This window comes from Mycobacterium sp. NPDC050853 (genome assembly GCF_040653875.1).
Lineage (GTDB): Bacteria > Actinomycetota > Actinomycetes > Mycobacteriales > Mycobacteriaceae > Mycobacterium.
In genome coordinates this window covers 257,424-274,786 of sequence record NZ_JBFAGW010000005.1, presented here as the reverse complement: position 1 = coordinate 274,786, position 17,363 = coordinate 257,424, and the positions used below count along the sequence as shown (strand labels likewise).

At 63.6% G+C, this 17,363-nt stretch carries 16 protein-coding genes and 1 pseudogene; 8 read left to right on the top strand and 9 right to left on the bottom strand.

The window, feature by feature from the left end; all coding sequences use genetic code 11:
• Window positions 1-128: 128 nt before the first annotated feature.
• Window positions 129-875 carry a zf-HC2 domain-containing protein gene (locus AB0H22_RS18255; protein ID WP_358147880.1) on the bottom strand — a complete coding sequence of 249 codons (747 nt, stop codon included), beginning with the start codon at window positions 873-875 and terminating at the stop codon, window positions 129-131.
• Window positions 872-1,354: a sigma-70 family RNA polymerase sigma factor gene (locus AB0H22_RS18250; protein WP_180751585.1), complete on the bottom strand. Its 483-nt coding sequence runs from the start codon at window positions 1,352-1,354 to the stop codon at window positions 872-874. Before AB0H22_RS18250 ends, AB0H22_RS18255 begins: the two co-directional genes overlap by 4 nt.
• A gap of 211 nt (window positions 1,355-1,565) precedes the next feature.
• Between AB0H22_RS18250 and AB0H22_RS18245 the strand changes: the two genes are divergently transcribed.
• The gene (locus AB0H22_RS18245; RefSeq protein WP_358147878.1) at window positions 1,566-2,717 is read left to right on the top strand and encodes a hypothetical protein; all 1,152 of its coding nucleotides are present in this window, start codon (window positions 1,566-1,568) and stop codon (window positions 2,715-2,717) included.
• Window positions 2,718-2,719: 2 nt separating this feature from the next.
• On the opposite strand, the gene AB0H22_RS18240 is transcribed toward AB0H22_RS18245, so the two are convergent.
• On the bottom strand, window positions 2,720-3,325 hold the full coding sequence (locus AB0H22_RS18240; RefSeq protein ID WP_358147986.1) for a maleylpyruvate isomerase family mycothiol-dependent enzyme: 606 nt from the start codon (window positions 3,323-3,325) through the stop codon (window positions 2,720-2,722).
• A gap of 139 nt (window positions 3,326-3,464) precedes the next feature.
• Here AB0H22_RS18240 and AB0H22_RS18235 point away from each other — a divergent pair, with 139 nt between their 5' ends.
• Window positions 3,465-4,331 carry an SAM-dependent methyltransferase gene (locus tag AB0H22_RS18235; protein ID WP_358147875.1) on the top strand — a complete coding sequence of 289 codons (867 nt, stop codon included), beginning with the start codon at window positions 3,465-3,467 and terminating at the stop codon, window positions 4,329-4,331.
• 8 nt (window positions 4,332-4,339) lie between these two features.
• Here the strand turns inward: AB0H22_RS18235 and arc are convergent, their stop codons facing one another.
• Entirely contained in the window at window positions 4,340-6,157 is a 1,818-nt protein-coding gene (gene arc, locus AB0H22_RS18230; RefSeq protein ID WP_180751335.1) for a proteasome ATPase, read from the bottom strand.
• 163 nt (window positions 6,158-6,320) lie between these two features.
• On the opposite strand from arc, the gene AB0H22_RS18225 reads away from it, so the two are divergent.
• Together AB0H22_RS18225 and AB0H22_RS18220 are read left to right on the top strand one after the other, a co-directional pair.
• The gene (locus AB0H22_RS18225) at window positions 6,321-6,836 is read left to right on the top strand and encodes a hypothetical protein (protein ID WP_180751587.1); all 516 of its coding nucleotides are present in this window, start codon (window positions 6,321-6,323) and stop codon (window positions 6,834-6,836) included.
• A gap of 66 nt (window positions 6,837-6,902) precedes the next feature.
• Complete coding sequence (locus tag AB0H22_RS18220) at window positions 6,903-7,511, top strand: hypothetical protein (protein ID WP_358147871.1); 609 nt, start codon at window positions 6,903-6,905, stop codon at window positions 7,509-7,511.
• A gap of 8 nt (window positions 7,512-7,519) precedes the next feature.
• On the opposite strand, the gene AB0H22_RS18215 is transcribed toward AB0H22_RS18220, so the two are convergent.
• Window positions 7,520-8,356 carry a tRNA (adenine-N1)-methyltransferase gene (locus tag AB0H22_RS18215; protein WP_180751337.1) on the bottom strand — a complete coding sequence of 279 codons (837 nt, stop codon included), beginning with the start codon at window positions 8,354-8,356 and terminating at the stop codon, window positions 7,520-7,522.
• Window positions 8,357-8,667: 311 nt separating this feature from the next.
• On the opposite strand from AB0H22_RS18215, the gene AB0H22_RS18210 reads away from it, so the two are divergent.
• Entirely contained in the window at window positions 8,668-9,984 is a 1,317-nt protein-coding gene (locus AB0H22_RS18210) for a DEAD/DEAH box helicase (RefSeq protein WP_180751588.1), read from the top strand.
• Window positions 9,985-10,057: 73 nt separating this feature from the next.
• Here the strand turns inward: AB0H22_RS18210 and AB0H22_RS18205 are convergent, their stop codons facing one another.
• Both AB0H22_RS18205 and AB0H22_RS18200 read right to left on the bottom strand, forming a co-directional pair.
• Complete coding sequence (locus AB0H22_RS18205) at window positions 10,058-10,978, bottom strand: acyl-ACP desaturase (protein WP_358147868.1); 921 nt, start codon at window positions 10,976-10,978, stop codon at window positions 10,058-10,060.
• 95 nt (window positions 10,979-11,073) lie between these two features.
• Complete coding sequence (locus tag AB0H22_RS18200) at window positions 11,074-13,047, bottom strand: CocE/NonD family hydrolase (RefSeq protein ID WP_358147866.1); 1,974 nt, start codon at window positions 13,045-13,047, stop codon at window positions 11,074-11,076.
• Between the two features lie 170 nt (window positions 13,048-13,217).
• Between AB0H22_RS18200 and AB0H22_RS18195 the strand changes: the two genes are divergently transcribed.
• Both AB0H22_RS18195 and AB0H22_RS18190 read left to right on the top strand, forming a co-directional pair.
• The gene (locus tag AB0H22_RS18195; protein WP_358147864.1) at window positions 13,218-14,141 is read left to right on the top strand and encodes a RecB family exonuclease; all 924 of its coding nucleotides are present in this window, start codon (window positions 13,218-13,220) and stop codon (window positions 14,139-14,141) included.
• The gene (locus AB0H22_RS18190) at window positions 14,138-14,932 is read left to right on the top strand and encodes a thioesterase family protein (protein WP_180751340.1); all 795 of its coding nucleotides are present in this window, start codon (window positions 14,138-14,140) and stop codon (window positions 14,930-14,932) included. Before AB0H22_RS18195 ends, AB0H22_RS18190 begins: the two co-directional genes overlap by 4 nt.
• Window positions 14,933-14,961: 29 nt before the next feature.
• Here the strand turns inward: AB0H22_RS18190 and AB0H22_RS18185 are convergent.
• Window positions 14,962-15,072 (bottom strand): annotated as a pseudogene (locus AB0H22_RS18185) (MOSC domain-containing protein); the annotation flags it as partial.
• Between the two features lie 25 nt (window positions 15,073-15,097).
• Window positions 15,098-15,844, bottom strand: a complete 747-nt coding sequence (locus AB0H22_RS18180) for a helix-turn-helix domain-containing protein (protein WP_358147861.1) — start codon at window positions 15,842-15,844, stop codon at window positions 15,098-15,100.
• Window positions 15,845-15,956: 112 nt separating this feature from the next.
• Here AB0H22_RS18180 and AB0H22_RS18175 point away from each other — a divergent pair, with 112 nt between their 5' ends.
• A complete protein-coding gene (locus AB0H22_RS18175) occupies window positions 15,957-17,357 on the top strand; it encodes a cytochrome P450 (RefSeq protein WP_180751341.1) in 1,401 nt (466 codons plus the stop codon).
• Window positions 17,358-17,363 lie beyond the last annotated feature (6 nt).

Here is a 17,363-nt window from a genome sequence, read left to right as displayed (position 1 = left end):
GGGTTCAACAATCGACAAGAAAAAGTGATCGAGTCATCTCAATCATGTGATGGCACAATATGAATCGAGTTTCAGGTAGCCTGAATATGGGCACGTCAAAGCGCCAGGAGCCTCGCGGGTGAGGAACTTCAGCGGCGCAGTTCGAGGAACACCAGTGGTGAGGCGTCGCCGTGATGGTCGATCACCTGGACACTCTCGATCTGATCCGGCGACATCGGGACAGTTGTCGATGTCATCATCGTCGAGCCCGGCTTGGCCGTCCACGTGCTGGCGATGATGCTCCCGCCGTCGCGGGTACCGATCCGCAGCGCATACGGCGCCGCGGCGTCATCGGGATCGTCTCCGTACACGGGGTAGCTGCACCACATTTCGATGCGAGTGCCGGCGCTGTCACGGACGAGCGCCACCTGAGCGCTCAACGGCGAGGGTGTCACCTGGCGCATCGGCTGCCAGTGCTCGCCCGACGGCAACGAGCCCGCTGCGACATTCATCGGCGCGGGCCGGTGATACCAGGGCGGCGGCACCAGAGAAACCGTCAGCGCGATGGCTGCCGCTACCCCGACCGCGCCAACATAGCCGAGCCGACGCACGGCGCTCTGCCGGCGCCACCGAGCCTGCAGCTTGGGCCACAGTGCCGATACCGGGCAGCTGGTGGCCGGCTTGGCCAGCGCCGGCGGGTCTTCGAGTTCCATCTTCTCGGCGTAGTCGCGATCAACCATCGACAACAGGCCGGGCATGGCGGTCACCTCGGAGAGGGCGCGTTGGCAGCTGGCGCAGTCAACCAGGTGCTGTTCATACTCACGGCGTTCGGTCGACGACAACGCACCCATCACATAGGCGGCATCCCAGTCGGCGTAGACGTGTTCGATAGTCATCGCGTGACCCCCATTTCCTGCAGCGACAACCGCAGTGCGCGTACACCATAGTGAAGGCGTGATTTGACGGTGCCCTCGGGCACACCCAGTTCAGCGGCAATATCGACGACCGAGCTGCCGCGGTAATACGCACGCAGAATGACTGCTCGGTGGTCGGTGGACAGTGAACGCAGCGCCTCGGCGACGAGCCATGCGTCCAACGTCGCATCCACCTGATCCGGGGACGCGAACTCGGGTGTCTCGGCGGTGGCTATCTCGCTGCGGAAACGCGAGCTCCGTGCGTTATCGCGCACCAGATTGTGGGCGACCGTGAACAGCCAGGCACGCGCCGAGCCCTCGGTCTGGTTGACGAGCGTCGGATGCCGCCAGGCGCGCAACAACACTTCCTGCACGATGTCTTCCGACAGCGCCGAGTCGTGGGTCAGATACATGACATAGCGATGCAGCGGACCCGCGTACTCGTCGTAAAAGGCCCGCATCAGCCCTGATGAGCCGATTGCGCGAACACCATCAGGGCTCGCCTGCCCATCCGCCATGAAACACCTCCGACCGTTACACGATCCGGCCGCCCGATAGGTTCAACGTACGCGCGTTTTCCCCAATCGACCAGGGCCTTCGTGCACCGATTCCCCTCGAAACACGCCGTATCGCGTCGGCGATTATCGCCATCTCTCGGGCGATCATGACGTGGTGCGCAACCTTGAGGACGTCCATGAGTGGTTCCTGGCACGAGGACTGCCCGTCGTCCTAGACCGTCGAGTGCGCTCGCGTGAACTAATCGATCGCGCCGCACCCATGATCGGGGTGGCGGGTGCAGGTGCGGCGCTCTACGAGCTCATCTCCACCGACAACGACACGCGCTCGATCATGCTGATGATCCTGCTCGCGGTGGTGGCGCTACTAATGGCCGCACAGCCGCTGATACTCACGGCGCTACAGCGCATCGGTACGCTCCGCGCCGATACTGCGCGCCGCGCCCTGTCCTGGCTTGTCATAGCGATCTTCGTGATCGGCTTGCCTGCGGTCGATACCGGCACGTGGGCAGCGGCCGCCACGCGGATGCCAGCATATCTCGCGGCCGCGTTGGCGCTCATCTGGCTGACCTACCTGGGCGCCGGATCAATCGGGCTATGGGCTTTGCGTTATGCCTCAACGCAATTCGGCGCGCTGGGCACACTCATGTCCCGCGCCTTGCCGCTGCTCATGCTGACGGTTGTGGTCTTCTTCACCGGCGAATTGTGGCAGTTATCGGCCCGGACCACTCGTGAAAGACTCTGGCAGACAATTGGATTCCTGGCACTGACGGCGACAGTTTTCATGTTCGCCACCGTGCGCGACGAGCTGGCCGGCCTGCGAGAGAATCGCTCGGAGGGCCCCAACACCGCGGCATTGCTCACCGGGACGCCGCTGGCGGACCTCACCGATGCCGAAGTACCCCGACCCGCACTACGGTGGCCCGAAAAGTTGAATGTGCTTCTGGTGATGGTGGTTTCGCAGGCCATTCAGGTGGTCTTCTTCACTTCCGGGGTGTTCGCCTTCTTTATGTTGCTCGGCATCGTGGCGGTGCCACATGATGTGATGGCGCTCTGGGCCGGCGAATCCGCATGCCCGTCCGGGGCCGCCCCGCCATGCTCGGGGACATGGTTCGGTATCCGGATCGGTGTGCCGCAGACGCTGATCCACATGTCGCTATTGGTCTCGGTGCTGTCCGGTCTGTACTTCACCGTCAACAGCAGCATCGACCCCCAGTACCGCAGTCGGTTCTTCGAGCCGCTGATTGCCGATGTCGCGGTGAGCCTAGCGGGACGCGATGTCTACCTGGCCGCCTCAAGCCGGGCGTGACGTCAAGCCATTCGCCCGGCCAGGATCGGCACGCCATCGCCTTCGAGTTCACTGAGCACTACCGGACGGCCCGCCATCGCCAACACCAGCGCTTCCCCGGTGCCGTGGACTTCGGGCCCTTCGCCCTTGGCCCAGTCCACATCATCGGCTACGAACCGCAGACCCTTGGTGTATCGCTTCGGGTGAGCGCCGAAGTCCGGATGGTCCAACGCGAAAACCAGCCGGTCCACGGGAATGGTCCGCGGCTGCCCCAATGGTCGCCTGATGTCCTGGTGGTGCACCATGGCGTCGGTATGAAGCGCCGCGGGCGCCATCTTGCCGAAGACACCGGGTTGCACCGCCGACTCGAAATGGCGGAGCAGATCCTGATTCGACAGATGGCTAGTGCGTTCGAGGAGGGCGTCGTTGAGCCTGTTGATCGACGGGTTCCGCAGCGCGGTTCCCAGATACGCACCCAGCGATATCGCGTCGACCGAAGCGTGTGCCACGACATCGCGGACCCGCCAGCCCGCACAGAGGGACGGAGTCAGCCAGTCCTCCTCGGACAGTGTGTGTAGGAACTCAGCCAAGCTGGCACGTTCAGCGGAAAGCATTTCTCGGGGTTTCATGGATTTCACGGATACCTCCTCGGGCTGTACTCGCCATGCTAGGTAAATCGTCCTGACCAGCACCGCCGGCACCTGCCAGGCACTGCCACGTACTGCCAGCGCATCAGTTTCGGCCCGCCCGACTTTCTATCCTCGCGGTATGCCCCAACGACGACTCGACCAAAGCGCAAGTCTGACCGCACAGTTCAACGCGTGGCAGCGGGCTGCCGAGTCGCTTCAGGGCGACGGCCTCCTGAACGACCCGCAGTCCGGATGGTTCGTCACCAACCCTCTGCTGCGTGTCGCGATGCTCTCCCCCACTGCGGCCAACTGGGGTCTACGCCTGCTCGATCGATGGTGCAGAGGTCTGCACGCCCATATCGTGTTGCGGCGGCGCGTGTCCGATGCCGAGCTACGGTCGGCCGCAGACGCCGGTATCACCCAGGTCGTGATTCTTGGCGCTGGATTCGACACAACCAGCCAGCACCTCGGGTCGCTACCCGTCACGGTGTTCGAGGTTGACGCACCATCGACCCAGCGAGAGAAACGACGTCTTCTGGAATCCCATGGAGTTCATCCACGATGGGTGCCCTGCGATTTCGAGCATGATGACCTGACGATCCAGCTGCTCGACGCTGGATTCGATACGACCGCACCGGCACTCGTCGTGTGGCTCGGGGTGACCTATTACCTGACGGGCGCCGCCCTCGAATCGACACTCGCGCAGTTGGCCAAGCTGTGCGCGCCGGAAAGCCGGCTCGTCATGGACTACGGAGATCCCGATATCGTCGGCCACGACAGCCCACGCCCCGAGGTGCGTCGGGTATCCAAGTCCGTCACCCGACGGGGCGAGCCGTATCGCACCGGGATGACCGCCGCGCAAGCCGACGAACTGCTTGCGCACCACGGCTTTCGAACCGTCGACCACCTGCGGGTTCCCGACCTATTAGACCGCTACGACCGCTCTGACAGGCGCCAGCTCGCCCGCGGCGACTGGCAGGCCGTGGCGACCGCGCGTCGAGCGTGAAGCAGGTTCTAGAGGTACTGGCCCAGGCTCGACTCGGTGTCGATGGCCCGCGACGCGCTCGAGCTCTTGCCGGTGACCAGGGTGCGGATGTAGACGATCCGCTCGCCCTTCTTGCCTGAGATCCGGGCCCAGTCATCCGGATTGGTGGTGTTGGGCAGATCCTCGTTCTCGGCGAACTCGTCAACGATCGAGTCCAGCAGATGCTGAATCCGCAGACCCTTCTGACCGGTCTCCAGCACCGCCTTGATGGCGTTCTTCTTCGCGCGGTCCACGACGTTCTGGATCATGGCACCGGAGTTGAAGTCCTTGAAGTACATGACTTCCTTGTCACCATTGGCATAGGTGACCTCCAGGAACCGGTTGTCGTCGATCTCGGCGTACATCCGGTCGACGACCTTCTCGATCATCGCCTTGATGGTCAACCCGCGATCGCCGCCGAACTCGGCGAGATCGTCTTCGTTAACCGGCAGCTTCTCGGTGAGGTACTTGGAGAAGATGTCCTGTGCCGACTCGGCATCCGGCCGCTCGATTTTGATCTTGACGTCCAAACGGCCGGGCCGCAGGATCGCGGGATCGATCATGTCCTCACGGTTGGAGGCACCGATGACGATGACGTTCTCCAGGCCCTCGACACCGTCGATCTCACTGAGCAACTGCGGCACCACAGTCGTCTCCACATCGGAGCTGACACCGGTACCACGGGTGCGGAAGATCGAGTCCATCTCGTCGAAGAAAACGATGACCGGCGTACCTTCAGAGGCCTTTTCACGGGCGCGCTGGAAGATCAAGCGGATATGCCGCTCGGTCTCACCGACGAACTTGTTGAGCAGCTCCGGACCCTTGATGTTCAGGAAGTACGACTTCGCCTCACGCGAATCGTCACCACGGATCTCGGCCATCTTCTTGGCCAGCGAGTTGGCAACTGCCTTGGCGATCAGCGTCTTTCCGCATCCCGGCGGCCCGTAGAGCAGCACACCCTTAGGCGGGCGCAGTGAGTACTCCCGGTAGAGGTCCTTGTGCAGGAAGGGCAGCTCCACCGCATCGCGGATCTGCTCGATCTGGCGGGTCAGACCACCGATGTCGCTGTAGCTGACATCGGGAACCTCTTCCAGTACCAGGTCCTCGACCTCGGCCTTCGGGATCCGCTCGAAGGCATACCCGGCCTTGGTATCAACCAGCAACGAGTCACCCGGTCGCAGTTTCCGGGGCTTCAGATCCGCACCGTCGGCGTCCTCGGACACCTCGGAGAGGTCGGGCGCGATCAACGGATCGGCCAGCCAGACGATGCGCTCCTCATCGGCATGCCCGATTACCAGGGCACGGTGACCGTCGTCGAGCAACTCCCGCAGGGTGCTGATCTCACCGACCGATTCGAAGTTGCCGGCCTCGACCACGGTGAGCGCCTCGTTGAGGCGCACGGTCTGTCCTCGGCGCAGTTCACTGGTCTCGATGTTGGGAGAGCAGGTCACCCGCATTTTGCGGCCCGAGGTGAACACGTCCACCGTATCGTCGCTCTGCACGGCCAACAGCACGCCGTAACCGCTCGGTGGCTGCCCCAGCCGGTCAACCTCCTCGCGCAGTGCCAGGAGCTGCTGACGGGCCTCCTTGAGGGTGTCCATCAGCTTCGCGTTCCGCGCGTTCAACGAGTCAACGCGAGCCTCAAGCTGGTTCAGATCGCGAATACGACCGGTATCGCCCGCGCTCGGTCCCCGCTGAGAGGCACTGCCTTCCAGTTCTTGACGAAGGGCGGCAATCTCTCGACGTAGCCGCTCCAGTTCGGCGGCATCCGGTGTGCCGAACGCCTCTGAACGCTCCGACTCACTCATGATGTCCTCCTTTCCCACACCGAGAATTGGTGCGGTGGATACTTCAACGCTACCGGCGATCGGCCGGTAATGCGGGGTCTACCCGTTGCCTAAGATGTCTACGCTGTTAGCGTTCGTCACATTCAGCTCGATCGAAAGGACAACCGTGAGCTCACGAACCAGTGTGTCGGGAGCCGCCATGCTGGGTTTACTCGCGGCGGCAGTGGTTGGTGTGGCCATGCCGACAGCCAGCTCTCCTAGTCCGACAGCAACGACGGCGATGCCCGCAGGCATCGTCCCCGCCTCATGGGATATCCCAATGGACGTGCCTTCCGAGCCGGCTGAGGCGACACCTACTTCCGACGAGCTGGGCGGTTTGCTGTACTCGCTCGCAGATCCGGGCGTGTCGGCCCTCGCCAAGGGCGGTCTCGTTGAGGGCGGCATCGGCGCCGGGGAGTCGATCTACGCCGACCGCGCCTTCAAGAACGCCAACCGTGACGGTTACCTGCCACTCGCCTTCACGGTGTCTGACATCAAGTCCACCGGTCCAGGCCTCGCCGCGGCCGCGGTCACCATCACCGGCCCCAAGACCCAGGCGTACACCACGAAGATCAACTTCGTGAACCAGGACGGCTGGAAGATCAGCAAGGCATCGGCGATTTCACTGATCCAGGCGGCATCCGGTAAGTCTGGACGGTAGAACGGTGGTGGGTGACAACATGAACTCACCCACCGATATCGTCACCGTACTTAGCTGAAACGCCGAATGGGAGTCACCTTCATCATGGCCCGTCACCTTCGCCTCGCCGTCGTCGCCGCAGGCCCGGCTGTTCTCATCGGGGCGGTCCTCGCCCTCTCCGCCTGTAGCTCGGGAGATAAAGCCAGCCCCACCAGCACGTCGGCGACTCAGCCTGCGTCATCTGCCACCGCGGCGGCGGTACCGGGTCATCCGCTGCCGGATCCGGCGGTGCTGACCGATGTCCTCAATCGTCTCGCCGACCCAAATCTGCCAGGCGCCGAGAAAGTCAGCTCCGTGCAGGGCGCGACCCCTGAGCAGCTGGACAAGTTCACCAAGGCGATCAGCGACGCCGGGTTCTCGCCGCTGTCGTTCACCGTGAAGGACCCCAAGTGGTCGACGGAGACATCGGGCGATGTCGAAGCCGTCGTCACCATCAACAGCCCGAGCCCCAAGATGGGCGGATTCGCCATCCCGATGTCGTTCTCGTCTGAGAATGACGGCTGGAAGCTGTCGAAGCGGACCTCCGAGCTGTTACTCAAGACCGGAACCAGCCTCGCAGGGACCGGAGTGCCCCACGAGACGGCTGCACCGGGTGCGCCTGCTACCGAGGCGCCGGCTCCTGTGCCGCCCCGGTAGTTGGCACCCTAGGTCGGTAAGCGCTTACGCCGCAGCGGCGGCGGGGTGATCGTGTCCGGCGCCAGACGGCGAGCACTAACCAAGAACGCGGTGTGACCCCGCATGTTGTGTTCGGGACGCACCGCCAGCCCCACGACATTCCAGCCGCGCTGCATCGTTTCCCACGATCTCGGCTCGGTCCAGCATTGCTGCTCGCGAAGCGCCTCGACCACTCGCGACAACTGGGTGACGGTGGCGACGTAGATGATGAGCACGCCGCCGGGCACCAGGGATCCGGCGACCGCAGGCAAAGTCTCCCAGGGGGCCAGCATGTCCAGCACCACGCGATCGACCGCACCGGCATCCGCGGGCCGCTCGGCCAGGTCCCCGAGTACTAGCTCCCAGTTATCAGGTCGCTCACCGAAGAACGTTGTGACGTTACGCACAGCGTGTTCCGCGTGATCCTCACGAACCTCGTAGGAGATCACCGTTCCCTCGGGTCCCACCGCCCGCACCAGCGAACAGGTGAGTGCACCCGATCCCGCACCGGCCTCCAGCACCCGCGCGCCGGGGAAGATATCGCCGTCGTGCACGATCTGCGCGGCGTCCTTCGGATAGATCACCTGCGCGCCGCGCGGCATCGACAGCACATAGTCAATAAGCAGTGGGCGCAGCACCAGGAACGAATCACCGTTGGTTGATTTCACGACGCTGCCCTCGGCGATACCGATCACGCCGTCATGCACAATGGCTCCGCGATGGGTGTGGAACTCCTTGCCGGGCTCGAGCACCATCGTGTAGTGCCGGCCCTTGGGATCGGTCAGCTGTACACGATCACCGACGACGAAAGGTCCGGTCCGAGTCATCCGCTTACCTTGCCAGGTATCCGTTGCCGACTCCGAATCGGGCAGATATCAGGACAGGCCGGAGTAGCCGTCACCAGTGTGTTTCGTCGCACAGGTTTAGCTATAGATGCCAACAGGCAGTAGTGTGTGTCACTGAGCGCTGAATTTGCGCTCGCGTCGAAGAACGTTTCTTTCGTCAGCCGGTGTGAATTTAGGCAGACTTTCAGGCTCTTCTCTCGGCGATCGATATTGCCCATTGGCAATCTCGCCACCACAATGCCTCGAAAGGCGTTTAATCACCCATGTCTGAACCCACATTTACTTCCCTCGGTGTGCCCGCACCATTTATCGACGTCTTGCGGGCCGGCGGAATCAACGCGCCGTTCCCCATCCAGGCCGCGACGCTGCCCGACACTCTCGGCGGCCGTGACGTGCTCGCCCGCGGAAAGACCGGCAGCGGAAAGACTCTCGCATTCTCGATTCCCCTCGTCGCCCGTATTGCCAGCGGCAACCGGGTACCGCGTAAGCCGCGTGCACTCGTGCTGGCACCCACCCGGGAGCTCGCGACCCAAATCAGCGCAGTCATTGAACCTTTGGCGGCGGCCTGCCGCCTCAAGGTCACCACCATCTTCGGTGGAGTCTCCCAGCACCGGCAGGTGCAGGCCCTCTCGGCAGGTGTCGACATCGTTGTCGCCTGCCCGGGACGCCTGGAAGATCTTCTGAAGCAACGCCAACTGTCCCTGGACGCCGTGGAGATCTGCGTGCTGGACGAGGCCGACCACATGGCCGACCTCGGCTTCCTGCCCGCGGTGACCCGGCTGCTTGCCGCGACACCGAGTTCCGGCCAGCGCCTGCTGTTCTCGGCCACCTTGGATAACGACGTCGACAAACTCGTCAAGCGGTTCCTGCACAATCCCGCCGAGCACTCGGTCGATTCCGTCGACTCCCCCGTGGCCGCGATGACGCATCATGTGTTCACCGTCAGCGGCCCCGATGCCAAGCGCGATCTCGTCAACACGCTGGCCTCCGGGGCCGGGCGGCGCATCCTGTTCATGCGCACGAAGCATCAGGCGAAGCGGCTCGCGCATCAGCTCAATCAGTCAGGCATCCCGTCGGTCGACTTGCACGGCAACCTTTCTCAGGGTGCGCGCGACCGTAACCTCGCCGCCTTCTCCAGTGGCCAGGCACGGGTGTTGGTTGCCACGGACGTGGCGGCGCGGGGCGTTCACGTCGATGACGTGACGTTGGTCGTACACGTCGACCCGCCTGCCGAGCACAAGGCATACCTGCACCGGTCGGGCCGGACTGCCCGCGCCGGTGGCACCGGCGATGTGGTGACCGTGGTGCTGCCCGAGCAGCGCCGCGATGTCACGCAGCTGCTGCGCAAGGCCGCCATCACGGCCACTCCGCTGCAGGTGACGGCTCACTCCGATGAGGTCAAGACTTTGGTGGGTGAGGTGGGACCGTATGTGAAACCTGCTCCCGCCCAGAAAGTTAACGGCTCCCCCGCCGCGAACAGCCCGCGTGGCCAGCGTTCACACCGGCCCCGCGGCGGCGCCGAGGGACGGCCGGCACGAGCACCGCGGCGCAGTGGTGGTGGCGGCGGGCAGCGATCCGCACAGCGAGCGGGCAGCAGCACGTCGAGGTAGGTCTGAATCCAGGAGTCACTAGCTGATTACCGGAGGCCATCCGCCAACCGCGGGTGACCTCCGGTAATCGCGTTCAGGCACCTCTAGCCGCGCGCGCTGCCGCCTTCTCCTCGTAGAACTTCGCGCGGTCATCCACGGCGGCAAGGAATTTCGCCAGGGTCTCGCGAGCCTGCTCACCTTCGGGCCCGATATCGGAACGTTCGAACACACGCCAGAAACGCAGGATGGGCTGCAGGACGTCGTCGTGGTGGATACGCAGGTCGTAGATACCAGCCTTGGCGATGGCTATCGCCTTCTGTGCGAAGCCTTCCATCCCCATACCGGGCATCACGAAGCCGACGATCTCCTTGCAGATCGCCTGCATCGCGGCATCGGGCTCGATATCGAATGCTGCCGACATCAGATTGCGGTAGAAGATCATGTGCAGGTTCTCGTCCAACGCAACCCGTGCCAGCAGCTGGTCGGCGATCGGGCAGCCTGAGGCCCTTCCGGTATTGCGATGGGATATCCGGGTGGCCAGCTCTTGGAACGACACGTAGGCCAGCGCCTCCAGGGGTGTCTTGTCACCCGAGTCGTAACCGGCCACGGTGTGCGCCATACGCATTGCTTCGAGGTTGCTCGGGTCGACACCGCGGGTGACCACCAGGTAATCGCGAAGCGCGATGCTGTGACGCCCCTCCTCGGCCGTCCACTGGCCCACCCACGTCCCCCACGCGCCGTCGCGCCCGAATCTCGTGGCGATCTCGCGGTGATAGGACGGCAGGTTGTCCTCGGTCAGCAGATTGACGACCAACGCCGCCTGAGCGACCGGATCGAGCGGGCTGTCCTCAGGTTTCCAGTCCTCGCCGCCGAGGAATGCGAAGTCCCGGCCCCGACTCCAGGGCACGTAATCATGTGGGGCCCATGGTCGTGCGACACCAAGGTGCCGTTCGAGATTCTCCTCGACGACGGGCTCCAACTCGGTGAGCAATCGTGTTTGCAATCCAGTCACCATCTCGTCCACCTCTCTGCACGGCTGTCCCGCGATCCCTAACCTACGGTACCGTAGGTTACAGAAAAATAGATTAGGGATAGATGAACTAATGAGGACTACGCAGCCCCGACAGCGGAGCCGTCGACCACCGGGGCCACCAAGTAGCTCGGCGCGTCTGGATCCAGCAGCACCGACTGTCCGTGCCTGCTGGCCCACAGCTCGGGAACAGACGGAATGTACCGAGGCAGGCTGGCTGCCGAGATAACGACCCGCAGTCGATGGCCAGCCGCGATCACAGCGTCAACCTCGGTCAGGTCGATGTCGAGAGTCGTTGGCACACCGGGTTTCACCGGAAGCTTGTGCCCCAGGCCGGTGTGATGCCAGGGCGACAGGTAGTCACCGTCGACGGTCCGCAGACTCTTGTCCTCGTCCACGCCACGACGCGATGCCAGCAATGCGCCCTCGGCAAGCATTCGGGAGAACCCGTCCGGCCCCACGTCCGTCACCGATACAACCCAGAATGCCTCTGTACCTAGAGACTTGGTGCGCAGATGAAGGTTGAGGGATCCGGAGATAACCCATGGCTCCTGGGCGGGAACGCTGGTGAATGTCAGTGCACCACGTTCGAAGTGACGCGAGTCCTTGAGGCCCGAGGTCCCCAACACCGCCGTGCCGCCCGCTACCAGCCGCGATGTCGTGGGCGACTTCAGCAGGCCGAGTCGACGGTGCAGGGAATGCTCGGTTCGGTTGAGCGGTGCGGCGCCGCCGAGCGATCCGTCAAACGCCGAATGCGCCCCAAATCCCGAAGGTTCGGCATCCAGGTAGAACCGCCGCGGCGTCGCTTCGGGTCGAGGAAAGGCCTCCAAGGTGTGCCAGCCGCCATTCTGCTGCTGCAACGTGACCGGACCATAGCTTTCGATGCCGTTGTCAATTCCCTTGAGCCACTTGTCAAACCACGCGCGCTGCAAGACATCGAGACGCGGCGGTGCGTCCTGTCTGCCGAGCTGCGAACCCGGGGAGCCGTGGTACCCCTCATTGATGACGACCTGAAACTTGCCGTCCGGCACATGGGTGCGCCGGTGGATACGTAGCGCGGACGGACCAAAGATGTCATCCCAGGCCCCATAGACGAATGTCGGGATCTCGATGTCCTCGAACCGTGGACTGATCCGCTGGAAGTAGGCGTCGTCGTCGATGAGCGATCCGTGACCGCGCAAGCCCTCAAAGATGTACCTCACCAAACGGTTCAGCGGCCGCCGCAATCGCCCGCCGAGCCAGCGCAGGTCCACCCCGCCGCGGACCACATCCGATGGTGACGGCAGCCATTTGGCCAGTGCCACCGCAAGCATCCACACCGGCAGGAAGAGCGTCTGCGCCCCACCGGTTTTCATGAGATCACGGGATATGTCGCTGACAGGCTCGACCGCAAACACCGCGCCGAGCCCGGGCACTCGATTACCGGCCGCCTGCAGGGAATTTATCGAGCAGTACGAGATGCCATACATTCCCACCGAGCCGTCGCACCATGGTTGCGCTTGCGCCCAGGCCACCACCTCGGCGGTGTCGCGCTGTTCGATGTCGTCGAACATCCCCCAGTCGCCGGTGGACGCACCTGTACCGCGCACATCGACGACCACCTGTGCGTAGCCGCTGCGGATCAGCGGATCGTTCACCCCGAATGTCGTCAGACCGCCACCCGGAATGGCCCTCGCGAGTTCGGCGAGCTCAAACCAGCGCGGATTCTTTGGCGGCGTGGCGGGCGCGGTGATACCGAACCGTTGCAGTCCTCGCAGCAGCCAGGCCGCCAGGTGGGTGACTGACTTGTTGTAGGGGGTCAGGTTGAAGAGCACCGGCACCGGGTCACCCACCGGCGTGCCGTCGGCGTTGGCGTTGGCCGGACGAAATACCTGGGCCTTGAGCACGGTGCCGTCGGCCAGCGGTATCGACACATTGGGAGTAAACGACACGCCCGGGTATCGACTCGGTCCGTCCGCCACCGCGGTCCATTGCGCGGCCAAACCCGCCCCGGCGAGCGACGTGTCCCTCGGCCGCGAAATGGTGCGGGCGCTTCGATGCTTTGCCGTCGTCACTGCGGTTCCTCCCGGACAGGGCGTCGCTGCCCGTGATCACTTGGAGGTGCACGTTACTTGCAGTACGGATACTTTGGGGGCTACTTGTGACATGTGTTGAATTAGGCCATCCGGCATTGTGCGCGGCGTGGCATCCACAGCTGTCGGACTCCGTGCTTAGGCTGCCAATCATGAAGGATGGTCTTCGCGCAAGCGACTCATCCGCGAAGGCCACCACGCAGGACCGGCCGGCGCGGCGGCCCGCGCTGTCTCCTTCCCGTGCCAGCGACTTCAAACAGTGCCCACTTTTGTACAGGTTCCGTGCGATCGACCGACTCCCCGAGCCCGCCTCGACCGCGCAGGTGCGCGGAAGCCTCGTACACGCCGCCCTGGAGGATCTCTACGCCCGGCCCGCGGTCGAACGCGAGTACGCCACCGCCGCCGGATTGGTGGAGCCCGCCTGGGAACGCCTCGTGGAAGCCAAGCCGGAGCTGGCCGAGGTGGTCGAGGCCGAGCGCCTTCCAGGATTCCTGGACGAAGCGCGGGACCTGTTGTCCGGCTATTACCGGCTCGAAGATCCGACCCGGTTCGATCCCGACAGTTGCGAGGAACGCGTGGAGGTCGAGCTGGCCGACGGCACCATGCTGCGCGGCTTCATCGACCGAATCGATATCGCGCCCGGGGGTGCGATGCGTCTCGTGGACTACAAGACGGGACGCTCACCCCGCGCCTTGTTCGAAGCCAAGGCGTTGTTCCAGATGAAGTTCTACGCGGTGGCGCTCTATCGCATCCGCGGAGTGGTGCCTCAACGGCTGCGACTGCTGTATCTGTCCGACGGCGAGGTCCTCGACTACACGCCGGATGAGTCCGAGCTGCTCAAGTTCGAGAAGACGCTGATGGCGATCTGGCGAACAATTCAAAACCTCGGCACCACCGGCGACTTCCGACCAAACCCCTCCCGGCTATGCGATTGGTGCGCCCACCAGTCACTGTGTCCCGCGTTCGGCGGTACGCCGCCGCCCTACCCGGGCTGGCCCGCCGACTACGGTGTGTCCGACGCGGATATCGAAGATGCCGAAGCCTCCGCGACCGTGATTCCGGGAGATGCCGCATGACGACCGGTTGTTATTACCAAAGGTTGGAACCATCTGGCGACTACCAGGTCTTCGAATCTACCGAGTTGACCGCCAGCGGGTGGGGCCCCAATCTGCAGCATGGCTCTCCCCCAATGGCCTTGCTACTCAAAGCCATCGAAGAGCTCCCCGAACCGCGCGAAAGTCTGCGGATCGGCCGGGTGGCACTCGACATCCTTGGCCCGGTACCGCTTGAGCCGGTGCGGGTACGCGCCTGGATCGAGCGGCCGGGCCGCCGGATCGCGCTCGCCGTCGCGGAGATGGAGGCCCACGCAAACGGCGGATACCGCGCGGTCGCGCGGGCCAGCGCCTGGCTGCTGGCCACGTCGGTGACGGCGGACAAGGCCATTGACCGCTTTCCCTCACTGCCGGAGTATCCGCCTGCGCCAAAACCGCCAGGGTTTGAAGGGTCCGGATACGCGAAATCCGTTGATTTCCAATGGTTCTCGGTGCCATCGGGTGAAGCACAAGTCGCCTGGATGCGCCCACACGCGCATATCGTGGACGCCGAACCGACCACACCGTGGCAGCGGCTGGCCTCGGTGATCGACTCCGCCAACGGAATCGGCGCGACTCTCAATCCGCTGCGATTCGTCTACATGAACACCGACACCGTGATGCATGTACACCGGATACCCCACGGCGATGAGTTCGGCGTGCGCGCACGGATGTCTGTCGGCCCCGACGGTGTCGGTGTGACCACCGCGGAAATCTTTGATCGCCAAGGCTATATCGGGTCCAGCGCACAGACGGTGCTTGTACAAAGGCGATAGGTGCCGTTACCGAACTATCGGCGGCTGCGGCGAAACGCGACCGCCGTATCGGTTGGACGCTTGTCGATCCCGGTGAGCACAGGTCCGCCGCCAGGATTCGATCGCAGCGGACCCACATTCACCGTCAAAACTGTCGCCACCGTCCCAGAATACGGAGCGAACGTGCTACCGGGCAGCACGCATGAGGGGCAGCAAGTACCGTTGCGCGAATTCGCGGGTGGTCTCGTCGGTATCGGTGGGCAGTAGCGCCGAGGGATTCACCAGAAAAGTCGAGGTCAGTCGCAGCGCAAGATCGAGTGCCCGCATCACCGCGGGAACAGGGTATGCATCATCGGCCAGCAATTCCGCCGTCACGGCGAGCAGGCCCTGGTATCCGTCAGCGCTCGTGTCAAACACATTGCGGGAGAAAGCTTCTGCATCGAATTCTTTCAATGCCGTCACCAGGGGATGATTGCTCGCCTCGCGCATACCCATCACGAAAGCTTCGACCATCCTGTCCTCTGCGTTCGACAACAGTGCCAGCGCCGACTGTGCCCGGACGAAGAATTCCGTTGTCTCACGGACCAATACGGCCGCGACAATGTCTTCCTTGTCTCCGCACTTCCGGTACAACGTCGGCCGAGACACCCCGGCCCGCCGCGCGATATCACCCACCGCGGTGCGGGCGATGCCGTGGGCGATGAACTCTTCGCGTGCCACGTCCAACAATCGCGAGGTCGCCACGTTTGTGTCAGACAGGGCGCCGGTGGCCAGCTGTCGCAGCAACGAGTCGAGCTCTACCACGGAGCCGATAGTAGTGGCGTGCGCCTGCAGCACCGGGTTGCCGCCCCGCCCAGGCGCCTGACGGGAACCAGCACCCATGGGTGCCTGGTCGGCGAAATTCGCACATTCCCGATCCACGATGCCTCCCATTACCTCATCTACCTGCGTATTGAATCATAGAACTATTTTTGATTCAGTATTGCACCCGGGTTGGATCCGCCATAGACTTCGCCCCCAGAATCGATTGAGAGAAGAGGCAGGCATGCACGCCACCGACGTGAGCTCCCGCGAGCCGGCGCTACCGACACATCGCGAACACAGGCTGCCGCCGAAGCTCCCGATCCATCGCGCCGCCGCACTCGGACTGAGTTGTCTGGGCGACCCGTCTCGCCTGCCGTACCTGCTGTTACCGAAGATTGCGCACCGCTATGGCGATATCGTCCGGATATTCACCGCGCGGCGACCGGCACTGACACTCACGTTGATCAACCATCCCGACTACGTCGACCACGTCTTCACCCGGCATCACGATCGCTACGTCAAACACGAGGCCACTATCGAGTTGGTCTCCGGCGAACCCGTGGCCCTCCCCCTACTCGAAGGACAGGAGTGGAAACGAGTCCGAACCGCCTTCAATCCGTACTTCGGTGAGCGCGCCTTGGCGGCCGCGACCCCGCTGATGATGGAAGGGATCACCGAGCGGGTCGACGCGTGGTCACGACATCTGGACAGTGGAAAATCCGTGGACCTCGAACACGAACTCGGCTCCGTCGTAATGGACGGGCTGATGCGCTCGATGTTCAAGGTTCAGCTGAGCCCCGCCGAGATCGACGATGCGGTCGAGGGTGCACGTCGGTATGGCGTCTACGTCATCAGCCGGGTGGCCATGCACTTCCTGCCGAGCTGGATACCAAACCCCTTGCACCGCACTGGCGAAGCGTCAAAGGAGGAACTCTTTGGTGTCCTCGACCGCTTCATCGACGAGCGGAGGGGCTGCCCGGTGTCCGCGACGCCGGATCTGGTGGACACCCTCACAGCGCTGGAATTCGACGGCTGTCCGGACGCGCAGCACCGACGGCGGCGCTCGGAGGCCGCGGGCCTGGTATTCGCGGGCTTCGAAACAACGGCGGCAGCGCTGGCCTGGACCATCGCGCTGTTGTGCCGCAACCCCGGCGCTCTCGGCAAGGCATATGCAGAGGTGGACGCCCTCGGCGGGAAGCCGCTGGAGTACGAGGATCTCGAGAACCTGAAGTACCTGAAGGCATGTTTCGACGAGGCACAGCGCTTTCAGGCCGCTCCCGCCAACATTCGAACGGCTATCGAGGACGACGAGATCGGCGGCTACTTCATCCCGAAGGGCTCACAGGTGATCATCACCCAATATGCGCTGCAGCGTGACCCACGGTTCTGGAAGGAACCGGAGAAGTTCAACCCCGACCGGTTCCTCACCGACAAGATAAATCGGAATGCCTTCCTGCCGTTCAGCATCGGACCACGCAAATGCATGGGAACCCGGATGGCCTACATCGAAGGAACCCTGGTTCTGGGAACCATCTTGCAGCGCTACGCATTCCAGATCCGCGACGGCTGGACACCCCGGCATCGAGCGCGGGTCTCCACCGGTCTGGCGGGCGGCCTGCCAGCACGGATATTCGCCCGCTGAGCATCT